The 9,724-nt window shown below is 71.4% G+C and carries 8 protein-coding genes and 1 pseudogene; 5 read left to right on the top strand and 4 right to left on the bottom strand.

The annotated features are described in order from the left end of the window. Window positions 1-146 precede the first annotated feature (146 nt). Entirely contained in the window at window positions 147-1,292 is a 1,146-nt protein-coding gene (locus GA0115240_RS23240; RefSeq protein ID WP_093739270.1) for a glutathione-independent formaldehyde dehydrogenase, read from the bottom strand. A gap of 284 nt (window positions 1,293-1,576) precedes the next feature. Between GA0115240_RS23240 and GA0115240_RS23245 the strand changes: the two genes are divergently transcribed. The 3 genes from GA0115240_RS23245 (at window position 1,577) to GA0115240_RS23255 (ending at window position 2,894) form a co-directional block, all read left to right on the top strand. Beyond that, a complete protein-coding gene (locus tag GA0115240_RS23245; protein ID WP_093739272.1) occupies window positions 1,577-2,197 on the top strand; it encodes an L-threonylcarbamoyladenylate synthase in 621 nt (206 codons plus the stop codon). Between the two features lie 80 nt (window positions 2,198-2,277). Continuing rightward, window positions 2,278-2,514 carry a hypothetical protein gene (locus GA0115240_RS23250; RefSeq protein ID WP_093739274.1) on the top strand — a complete coding sequence of 79 codons (237 nt, stop codon included), beginning with the start codon at window positions 2,278-2,280 and terminating at the stop codon, window positions 2,512-2,514. Next, window positions 2,514-2,894, top strand: coding sequence for a toxin Doc (locus tag GA0115240_RS23255; RefSeq protein ID WP_093739276.1), 381 nt, complete (start codon window positions 2,514-2,516; stop codon window positions 2,892-2,894). Before GA0115240_RS23250 ends, GA0115240_RS23255 begins: the two co-directional genes overlap by 1 nt. Before the next feature lie 66 nt (window positions 2,895-2,960). On the opposite strand, the gene GA0115240_RS23260 is transcribed toward GA0115240_RS23255, so the two are convergent. Beyond that, window positions 2,961-3,614, bottom strand: coding sequence for a phosphatase PAP2 family protein (locus tag GA0115240_RS23260; RefSeq protein WP_093739278.1), 654 nt, complete (start codon window positions 3,612-3,614; stop codon window positions 2,961-2,963). A 147-nt stretch (window positions 3,615-3,761) separates the two neighbouring features. Then, complete coding sequence (locus GA0115240_RS23265) at window positions 3,762-3,995, bottom strand: Ig domain-containing protein (RefSeq protein ID WP_202451659.1); 234 nt, start codon at window positions 3,993-3,995, stop codon at window positions 3,762-3,764. Window positions 3,996-4,224: 229 nt separating this feature from the next. Here GA0115240_RS23265 and GA0115240_RS23270 point away from each other — a divergent pair, with 229 nt between their 5' ends. Together GA0115240_RS23270 and GA0115240_RS23275 are read left to right on the top strand one after the other, a co-directional pair. Further along, window positions 4,225-5,259, top strand: coding sequence for a hypothetical protein (locus GA0115240_RS23270; protein ID WP_237555138.1), 1,035 nt, complete (start codon window positions 4,225-4,227; stop codon window positions 5,257-5,259). Between the two features lie 477 nt (window positions 5,260-5,736). Further along, window positions 5,737-8,607, top strand: coding sequence for a glycoside hydrolase family 2 protein (locus GA0115240_RS23275; protein ID WP_093739284.1), 2,871 nt, complete (start codon window positions 5,737-5,739; stop codon window positions 8,605-8,607). 68 nt (window positions 8,608-8,675) lie between these two features. On the opposite strand, the pseudogene GA0115240_RS23280 reads toward GA0115240_RS23275, so the two are convergent. After that, a pseudogene (locus GA0115240_RS23280) lies at window positions 8,676-9,708 on the bottom strand (zinc-binding dehydrogenase). Window positions 9,709-9,724 lie beyond the last annotated feature (16 nt).

Below are 9,724 nucleotides of genomic sequence, written 5' to 3' on the forward strand. Positions count from 1 at the left end.
TGTGCGGGAATGTCCGCGCCCGGTGTCCGCAGGGGCTGGACGTGCCGAGCGGTGCGCCCCGGCCGTGCGGACGGCCGGGGCGCGGAATCGGTCGGGCCGCAGGTCCGCGGCGCCGTCGAGGCACCGCTGCGGCCGGGGCGCGACGGTCAGGCCGCCAGCTGCGGGTGCAGCACCACCTTGGTGTAGCCGTCGATCCGCTTGTCGAACTTCTGGTACGCCATCGGCGCCTGGTCCAGGGGGAGTTCGTGGGAGACCACGAAGCTCGGCTTGGCCCGCCCGGCGATGATCAGGTCCCGCAGCTGGCGGTTGTACTTCTTGACGTTGGCCTGCCCCGTTCCCACCCGCTGCCCCTTTTCGAACAGCTTGCCGATGGAGACGAGCAGTTGGCCGTGCCGCGCGTTCTCGTTGGGGGCGCCCGGGTCGGACGGCACGTACAGGCCGGGGACGCCGAGCCGGCCGGTGGCCCGGACCGTCTCCACCAGGGCGTTGAGCACCGTCGCCGGCTCCTCGTGGCCGAGGTCGTGCGAACGTGCCTGATAGCCGACCGCGTCGATGCCCTTGTCGGTGCCGTCGCCGTTGGTCTGCTCGCGGATCTGCTCCGCCGCGTCGCCCGCGGTGAAGTCGATCGGAATCGCACCGATCTCCTCCGCCTTGGCCAGCCGCTCCGGCACCCGGTCCACCACGAACACCTTGGCGGCGCCCCGCAGCAGGGCGGAGTAAGCGCCCATCAGCCCGACCGGTCCCGCCCCGTACACCGCGACGGTCTCGCCGGGCGAGACCTCGGCCAGCTCGCACCCGTGGTAACCGGTCGGGAAGATGTCGGCGAGCAGGACGAAGTCGCTCTCGAACGCGTCGCCCTCCGGCAGCTTCAGGCAGTTGAAGTCGGCGTACGGGACCCGCAGCATTTCCGCCTGGCCGCCGGTGTACGGGCCCATCGCCACATATCCGTAGGCGCCGCCGGCAAAGCCGGGATTCACCGTCAGGCAGAAGGCCGTGTCCCCGGCCAGGCAGTTCTTGCAGAAGCCGCACGCCACGTTGAACGGCATCACGACGCGGTCGCCGATCTTCAGCGAGGTCACGCCGGAGCCGACCTCCTCGATCACGCCCAGGTTCTCGTGCCCGAAGACGATGCCGGCCTCGGCGGCCGTGCGGCCCTCGTACATATGCAGGTCCGAGCCGCAGATCGCGGTGGATGTGACACGGACCAGCACGTCGTTCGGGTGCTCGATGCGAGGATCCGCGACGTCCTCGATCTTGACGGTGTACGGCTCCTCGTAGACGACTGCCTTCATGCTGCTCCCACCTCCGTGCCGGTTCCTGCGGTCGACCTGCCGAATGCGACGGACCAACGCCGCCATTCCAGCTAACCCCGCCTCGCAATCCAGGACAAGCCGGGGCGTTGTGGCCCCTCACGGCGGCACCGCTCTGCTGTGTATTGATCGCCCTGGGTGGTGATCCGACCGCAGAGAGCCACGGCCGCTGGCACAAGACCGCCCGCCGGGACCCTTCCGCCGTCCGCGTGATCACCGCGGTGCCCGTCGTCCACCGCGTCGACGCAGCCCCTTAGGCTTGGCCGATGGCCCGATACTTCGACGTGCATCCCGAAAATCCCCAGCCGCGGATCATCAGCGCCGTGGCCGACACCATCCGGTCCGGCGGACTTGTCGCGTATCCGACGGACTCCTGTTACGCCCTGGGATGCCGGCTGGGCAACCGTGACGGCATCGGCCGCATCCGGTCGATCCGGAACCTCGACGACCGCCACCACTTCACCCTGGTGTGCCAGAACTTCTCCCAGCTCGGGCAGTTCGTACAGATCGACAACGATGTGTTCCGGGCGATCAAGGCCGCGACGCCGGGCCGGTACACCTTCATCCTGCCGGGGACGAAGGAAGTGCCGCGTCAACTGCTGCATCCCCGGCAGAAAACCGTGGGCGTCCGCATCCCGGACCACGTGGTGACGCAGGCGCTGCTCGCCGAACTCGGCGAACCCCTCGTCTCCAGCACCCTGTTGCTGCCCGACGAGGGGGAGCCGATGACGCAGGGCTGGGAGATCAAGGAACGGCTCGACCACGTGGTCGACGCGGTGGTCGACTCCGGTGACTGCGGCACCGAACCCACCACCGTCGTCGACTTCTCCGGGGGCGGCACCGAGATCGTCCGATACGGGGCCGGCGACCCGGCCCGCTTCGAGTAGCCGCCAGGGCCGCGCCGGCGGTGGCGTCGGTTCCGCGGCCGGGTGCCGACCGATGGTACCTGTCCGGTACCATCCGAGGTATGCCAGCTTTGAACATCACCTTCACCGACGACGAACTCGAGGCGGTCCGGGCCGCGGCCACCGCCGAGGGCAAGAGCCTGAAGCAGTACGTCCACGACCTGCCGCTGCGCGAGCGCCAGCGGGCCGTCTTCGTCCGCTACGCGGCGGGCTTCGGCGAGCAGCGCCGCGGCGAGTTCGACGAGGCGTTCCCGGACGAGGTCCCGCCGGCCGCCGCGCGCGGGACCGAAGCCGCCTGATGGCCTCGGTGCTCTCCATCGACGTGGCCTGGCTGCTGGACGTCCAGGAGCAGGCACTGCCCGAGGACGTGTCGGTGGCCGACTACTCCGCGCTGGTCGCGGCCGTCGCCCGGCACAAGACGAAGATTCCCCGGCACGACACCGCCACCCCGGACGCGGCCTGGCGGGCGGCCGCCCTGCTGCACACCCTGGTCCGCCTGGAGCCCCTGCCGTACCGCAACTCGCTGTACGCCTGCCAGGTCGCAGCCGCCTACATGCATGCCTCCGGCGAGGGCGTGGACCCGCCGTACGGGGCCCTGGTGGATCTCGTCCGTGACCTCCGGTCCGGCAAGGCCGGCCTGTTCGACGCCGCCGACCGCATCCGCGCCTGGCGCATCTGACCTCGGTCGGCCCGTAGCCCGCCGTCTCCGCCCCAGGAACCGCCACCGGGTCCGACGGACCGGTGGTCAGTGGTGCAGCGGGACGAACAGCACGCAGGACACGGCCGCGCCGACCAGGAAGCCGACCACGGTCTGCGCGGGCGTGTGGTCGCGCAGAACGATCCGGGACCAGACGACCAGGCAGGCCGGGACCAGCACCAGGAGCAGCCGGGGCCCGTAGTCGGCCACCAGGATCACGGTGGCCGCGCCGGTCACCGCCGTGTGCCCCGACACCTTCCACCAGACGGTGATGGCCGCTCCGGTGGCCAGGCCGGCCATGATGGTGGCGACCAGGACGACGAGTTCGCGCGGCGCTCCGAGCGGCCCGAGCAGGACGACGCAGAGCACCGCGCAAGCTATGGCCACCGCCAGGGGGAGCGCCCGCTGCCGGCGTACCCGGACGTGGATGTCGGTGAAGCGCCCGGCACGCACTCCGCCGATGACCACCGCCAGCGGAATCCCGACGGACACGGTCGCGGCGGCCACCGCCCAGGCGACCCCGGCGACCCGGCCGCTGTGCCAGCCCACGACGAGCAGCAGCACGACGAGCACGGGAGCCGGCGCCAGTACATCCGTGACGAGGAGGGCGAAGGACCGCCGGGCTCCGGGGGCCGGCGCCGACGGGTCTGCCGGCAGCAGCGGTCCGGACACGGACGGGCGAGGAAGCCGCCTGGTGATCATGCGAAGTATTGTCGTACGACTGTCTGACCGCCTTCACACGGGGTCGCACGGCCCAAGGGCCCTCCGGCTCGCCTCCGCCCTGCGCCGGCCGGGTGGGGGAACCCGGATCGGCTTTCCCCACCCGGCGTCGCGCGTACCGGGCTCAGCTCAGAACGCCTTCTTCTTGTACTGGTCGACGGTGCTGGCGAACGCCCCGGTGACCGTCCCGGCCGTCGGCGGCGACCGGTCGCGGAGCCCGAGGCCGAAGTGGGAGACGCCGCCGGCGACCGGCGTGCCCGAGATCACGCCGGTCGCCCCGTCCAGGACGAGCCCCGCGGGCAGGGATCCGCCGGTGACGGACCAGGCATACGGCCCGGTAGGCGCTGCCCACCAGGCCGTCACCGAGCCGTGAGGTGCTGATCGCCCGTGGGCCGGCGGTTGCCGCGGTGGTGAAGACGGTGAAGCGATCCCCCTCTTGGGGCCCGCAGGTGCGGGTCAACTCCGATGCACGTCAACTCCGGTCCGGGCCACGGCCCGTAGGGCCGCACGCCGTGACGCCGGACCGCCGTGGGTCTAGGGTGTGGCGGTGATCTTCAAGAGGAAGCGGGAGGCCTCGGGCCTCGCTGGCGCCGTGTCCGAGCTCGAGCAGGCCGTCGCTGGTCGCGACGGCGACCGCACCGGGCAGGCCTTCACCGCTGTGATGAACGGTGTGCGGTCGGCGTCGGACGCCGAACGGGTCCTGGCGGGGCCCCGGTTGGCCATGCTGATCCCCGCCTTCCCGCCGACCGGTCCCCGTCCGGTGCTGGCGATGGCGGCCGGCTTCTGCGTCGAGCGCGGGGCCGATCCGGCGGCCTGCGCGGAGCCGATCCTCGGCGGCGTCCGCCGCGACCTGCTCGACGCCAGGGAGTTCGCCCGCCGCTGGACCGCCGCCGGCGGCGCCGCGGACGAACTGCCCGAGCCGGACGAGAAGATCATCGACGACGCGCTGCGGGCCCGCCTGGGCGGCGACGCGTACGAGGCCACGCGGTTGGCGCTGGCCTGGTGCTCGGTCGAGCAGTGGCAGCCGCCCGCGCTGGCCGTGCTGTGCCGCAGCGCCGCGACGCGCCGCCGGCACTCCTCGGCGATCCTCCCAGCCTGCCGCGAGCTCGCGGCCCTGAAGCGGCACGACCTCAAGTGCCTGGCCTACGCGCTGGCGGTGCTGGACGACGAGCCGCTGGTGGTGCTGCACCGGCCCACCGGGACCGGGTTCGAGGTGCGGATAGGCGGCATCGGGGACAACTTCCAGTTGCACACGCTGCTGGCCCACGTCCTCATCGGCGGCGGCCACCTCCCCGGCACCGCGCCGTCCGCGGAGAGCGTCCGCCTGGCCACCGACCCCGAGCCCGCGCGGGGACGCACCGAGGTCGTGGCGACCGGCCCCTTCGCACTCGTCGCCCCGGACGGCGAGCAGATCTGGAACGAGGGGCTGCCCGACGACATACCCGTGGTGGAGGGCCGCCGCCTGCTGGTGCTCGACCAGCCGATGTACCGGCGCAGTTGGAACGCCGACCGGTTCTTCCCGCTGCTCCCGGGCACGGCCGAGCTGACCCGCGTCCTGTCCGCGGACGAGGCGCGGACGTGGTTCGCCCGCACGTCGTCCGGCAGCGGAACCTACCGGGCGTCCTGACCCGGCGATCCGGCCGCGACGTCGTCGCACCCGTGCCGCGCGGGCGGCGCACGACGCCCGCGGCGGCACCGGCTGCCGGTGCGCGCCCCCGGCCACAGAAATTGAGCCAGAACCGGTGGCCGGGTTCCGGGCCGGTTCCGCCGGCGCCGGCATCATGGCCTGGACGTTTCGTCCGGTTGTCGGTCCGTACGCCGTGCCGTGCCGAGGTTGATCCGCTCAGAAGCGTTGGCCGGCGGAGCCGTTGGGCGGCGTCGGGCGAGGCCGAATGTGCCCCTTCCCGCGTGGTTTCCCGGGCGGATTCTCGGTCGGCGTCTTGACTCCGCACACGGGCCCAAGGACGCTGTAGCGCAGTCGCTGGTAAAGAAGGTTTCCTAACTATTGGACGCTTCCCGCGCCCACCGGAAGCCCAGGCCGCGCCACCACCGCTCGCCGTTCGGCCCAGCCTCAGCAGGCGGAATCGCACACCGAGGAGTCGACATGGTGTTCCGAGGGAAAATCCTGATCACGGCGGCCGCGTTGGGTCTCACCGCGGCGCTCACCGCGCTGCCCAGCAGCGCCGCCGTCCGGCAGCCGCAGCCCGCGGCGGTTCCGGCCGCCGTCGCCGCACCCGCCGCCGCACCCGCCGCCGATCCGCCGACCGGCTCCACCGCGCTGGCGGATCTCGGCGCGGCGAACGGCTGGAAGGTGCTGACCAGCGCGACCGCGACGCAGGGCGGCAGCCAGATCTCCAAGGCCGGATTCTCCACCGCCGGCTGGCTCTCGGTGCCCAACGATCCCGGCGGCGCCCCCGGCACCGAGATCAATGCCCTGCTGCGCAACGGCAGTTGTCCCAACGTGTTCTTCTCGGCGAACATGAAGTCCTGCTTCGGCCAGATGACCAAGGTCGGCGCGGAGACCATCACCCAGTTCTCGGCGCCCTGGTGGTACCGCACGGACTTCACCGCGCCGCCCGGCGGGCAGAGCGCCCAGCTGATCCTCAACGGGGTCATCGGCACCGCCGACGTATGGGTCAACGGCACCGAAGTGGCCACCGCGGCCACCGTCACCGGCGCTTACGCCCGTCGCGCCTTCGACATCACGGGCCTGCTCAAGCAGGGCGCCAACTCGCTGGCGATCGAGATGCACCCGAACAACCCCTCGGCCATGCTCGCGCTGGACAACATCGACTGGAGCCAGATCCCGCCGGACAACAACACCGGCATCCAGTTCCCGGTCCAGCTGCGCACCGGAGGCCCGCTGATCGGCGGCAACGCGCATGTCGTCCCCAACACGGCAGCGAATCTGAGCAGTTCGGCTCTGACGGTCAAGACGGACGTCACCAACACCTCGGCGTCCGCGCAGACCGGCACGGTCTCCGCCACCGTCACCCCGCCGGACAACGGCGCCCCCGTCACGGTCAGCCAGACCGTCACGGTCCCGGCGAACACCACCAGCACGGTGAGCTTCACGCCCGCCGCGTATCCCGCGCTGACGATTGCCGACCCCCGGCTGTGGTGGCCCTATCAGCTGGGCGCGCAGCCGCTCTACACGCTCGCCACCTCGGTCGCCCAGGGCGGCACCGTCCTCGACTCCACCAGCGCCACCTTCGGCATCCGGACCGTCACCTCCTACCTCACCGGCGCCTCCTCCCTCGCACCCGACGGCGTCCGCGCGTTCAAAATCAACAATGTGCCGTTGGTCATGCGCGGCGGAGGCTGGGACCCGGACCTGTTCCTGCGCTACGACCCGGCGGACACCGCCCGGCAGATCGGCCTGCTCAAGTCGATGGGCCTCAACATGGTCCGGCTGGAGGGGCACTTGATGCCGGCGGACTGGTACCAGCAGATGGACGCGGCGGGCATCCTCGTCAACGCGGGCTACCAGTGCTGCGACTTCTGGGAGAAGAGCAGCTACACCAGCGCCCAGCAGGCCGACTACCAACTGACCGCGCAGACCGTCGGCGAGACCCTGCGCTCGCACCCGTCCGTCTTCAGCTTCCAGTGGTCCGACAACCAGCCGACCAGCACCCAGGAGACCCTGGCGCTCGGCGGCTTCGCCGCCGCCGACTACCCCGGCCCCTTCATCTCCTCCGCCGAGTACAAGAGCAGCCCCCAACTCGGCGCTTCGGGAGAGAAGGAGGGTCCGTACGACTGGGTTCCCCCGAACTACTGGTACGACACCACGCACAGCAGCGGCGACGACCAGACCAACTCCGGCGGGGCCTGGGGCTTCGACAGCGAGGAGGGATCGGGCGACTCGGTGCCCACCGCGGACTCCCTCAACCGCTTCCTGTCCGCCTCCGACCTGTCCGCCCTGTGGCAGACACCGGGCGCCAACCAGTACCACACCAACTACGAGGGCACCGGCCACACCGACTACTCCTTCGGCACCCTCTACAACCTCGACACCGCGATCACCAAGCGCTACGGCCCCTGGTCCGGCCTCAACCAGTACGTCCAGGAGGCCCAGGTCCAGAACTACGAGAGCACACGCGCCCAGTTCGAGGCGTTCATCGCACACTCCGCCAACGCCTCGGCCCCCTCCACCGGCACGATCTACTGGCAGCTCAACAAGGGCTGGCCCTCGCTGCTCTGGTCGCTCTACAACAACGACGGCGACCAGGCCGGTTCGTTCTTCGGCGTCCAGAAGGCCAACCGCCCGCTGCACGCGCTCTACACACTCGACACCGGCACGGTCACGCTCGACAACATCGGTCCCGCCACCCAGTCCGGCGTGAGCGTCGAGTCCAAGGTCTACAGCACGGCCGGCGCTCTGCTCGACGACCGCACCTCGTCGAGCCTGTCGCTCGCCTCGCAGCAGGTCAGGAACGCGGTCCTGACACCGGTCGTCCCGACGGCCGCCAACACGGTGTACTTCGTCGAACTCCTGGTCAAGCAGAACGGCGCGGTCGTCGACCGCAACGTCTACTGGCTGCCCACCACCCCGGACAAGACCAACTGGAACTCCACCATCGGCGAGCCGCAGGCGACGATGACGCAGTACGGCAACCTGACCGCCCTGAAGAACCTGCCCACCGCGACATTGAGCGCCACCGCGGCCGTCAGCTCCAACGCCGGCCCGGCCGGCGCGGACAAGCAGGTCGCCGTCACCGTCACCAACACCTCGTCGAAGCCCACGGTGGGCTTCTTCCTCCGGGCCGACCTGCGCCGCGGCACCGCCTCCGGAGCGGAACTGTCCGGGGACAACGAAGTCCAGTCGTCGGTGTGGAGCGACAACGACACCACCTTGTGGCCCGGCGAATCCGAGACACTCACCGCGAGCTACAGCTCGGCCGATCTGCAGGGCGCCACCGCGGTGGTCAGCGTCTCCGGCTGGAACGTTCCCAGGTTCGACGTCGTGGCAAGGTGACCGCGAGGCCGTACATGCCTTTCGCGCGCGCGGTGTTCGCACCCCGCTGACCGCGCGGCGGGCGGCGCTTAGGACGGAACAACCGCGGCGGGCAACAGCGGGATCCCGTCCGACTCGGGCCGGCGCCGGACCCGGACGACGAGTTTGCCGGTGGCGCGGTCGTGCTCCATGTCGTCGTGGGCCCGCGGCACCTGCTCCAGGCCCTCGTAGACGCGGTCGACGGGAAAGGCCAACTGGCCGGCGGCGACCGCGTCGAGGATCTCCTGGAAGGCTTCGCGCGGCAGGTCGGCGGCGTCGCCGAAGTAGCCCGCCAGGCGAACGCCCCTCGGCAGGTACTCGTTCGGGGAGAAGTCCGGCACCGTCCACTGGTTGGAAAGACTGCCGCCGAAGCAGGCCGTGCCGTGGACGCGTACCGCGCGCAAGGTGTCGGGCAGGGTCGGGGTGCCGACCAGATCGAGAGCGGCGTCGACGCCGTCCGGGTACACCTCGCGCACCGCGGAGGCGATCTCGCCGGTGTCGAGCAGGGGGTGGTCGACCCCGTGCTCCTTCAGCGCGGCGAGGCGGTCGGCCCGCCGGGTGGTGGACAGCACCGTGGCGCCGCGCCATGCGGCCAGCGCGGCGGCGGCCAGGCCCACCGAGGAGGTGCCGCCGCGGATCAGCACGGACTGGCCGGACTGGAGGTCCAGCCCCACCGTGAGCGAGCCGTAGGCGGTCTGCACCATCTCCGGCAGGGCGCCCAGCACTTCCCAGGGCAGGTCGGTGTCGACGGGGATGACCTGGGACAGCGGCACCGAGGTGTATTCCGCGTAGCCGCCGTCGTAGGTGCGGCCCATGTCGCCCATCATCGCGACGACCTTCTGCCCGGGAAGCAGTCCGCTGCCGGCCGGGGCCGCGTCGACCGTGCCGGCGGCCTCGATGCCCGGCACCCGGGGAAGCTGACGCCCACGCCCAGACCCAGCCGGAGCTTCAGCTCCGAGCGGTTGAGGCCGAACGCCTCGACGCGGATGCGCACCCAGCCGTCCCGGTCGGGTGGGAGCGGGAGCGTGGTCAGCCGCAGGTTCGTCCGACGGGGCCGGGGGCGGAGAGCCGGACGGCGCGCAGTAGTGGTCGGCGAGGA

The sequence above is a fragment of the Streptomyces sp. DvalAA-14 genome (assembly GCF_900091855.1).
GTDB lineage: Bacteria > Actinomycetota > Actinomycetes > Streptomycetales > Streptomycetaceae > Actinacidiphila.

Coding starts and splice junctions, on each gene's coding strand:
- GA0115240_RS23275 (WP_093739284.1), top strand. CDS start 5,737: ATGGTGTTCCGAGGGAAAATCCTGATCACGGCGGCCGCGTTGGGTCTC.
- GA0115240_RS23250 (WP_093739274.1), top strand. CDS start 2,278: ATGCCAGCTTTGAACATCACCTTCACCGACGACGAACTCGAGGCGGTC.
- GA0115240_RS23260 (WP_093739278.1), bottom strand. CDS start 3,614: ATGATCACCAGGCGGCTTCCTCGCCCGTCCGTGTCCGGACCGCTGCTG.
- GA0115240_RS23255 (WP_093739276.1), top strand. CDS start 2,514: ATGGCCTCGGTGCTCTCCATCGACGTGGCCTGGCTGCTGGACGTCCAG.
- GA0115240_RS23240 (WP_093739270.1), bottom strand. CDS start 1,292: ATGAAGGCAGTCGTCTACGAGGAGCCGTACACCGTCAAGATCGAGGAC.
- GA0115240_RS23245 (WP_093739272.1), top strand. CDS start 1,577: ATGGCCCGATACTTCGACGTGCATCCCGAAAATCCCCAGCCGCGGATC.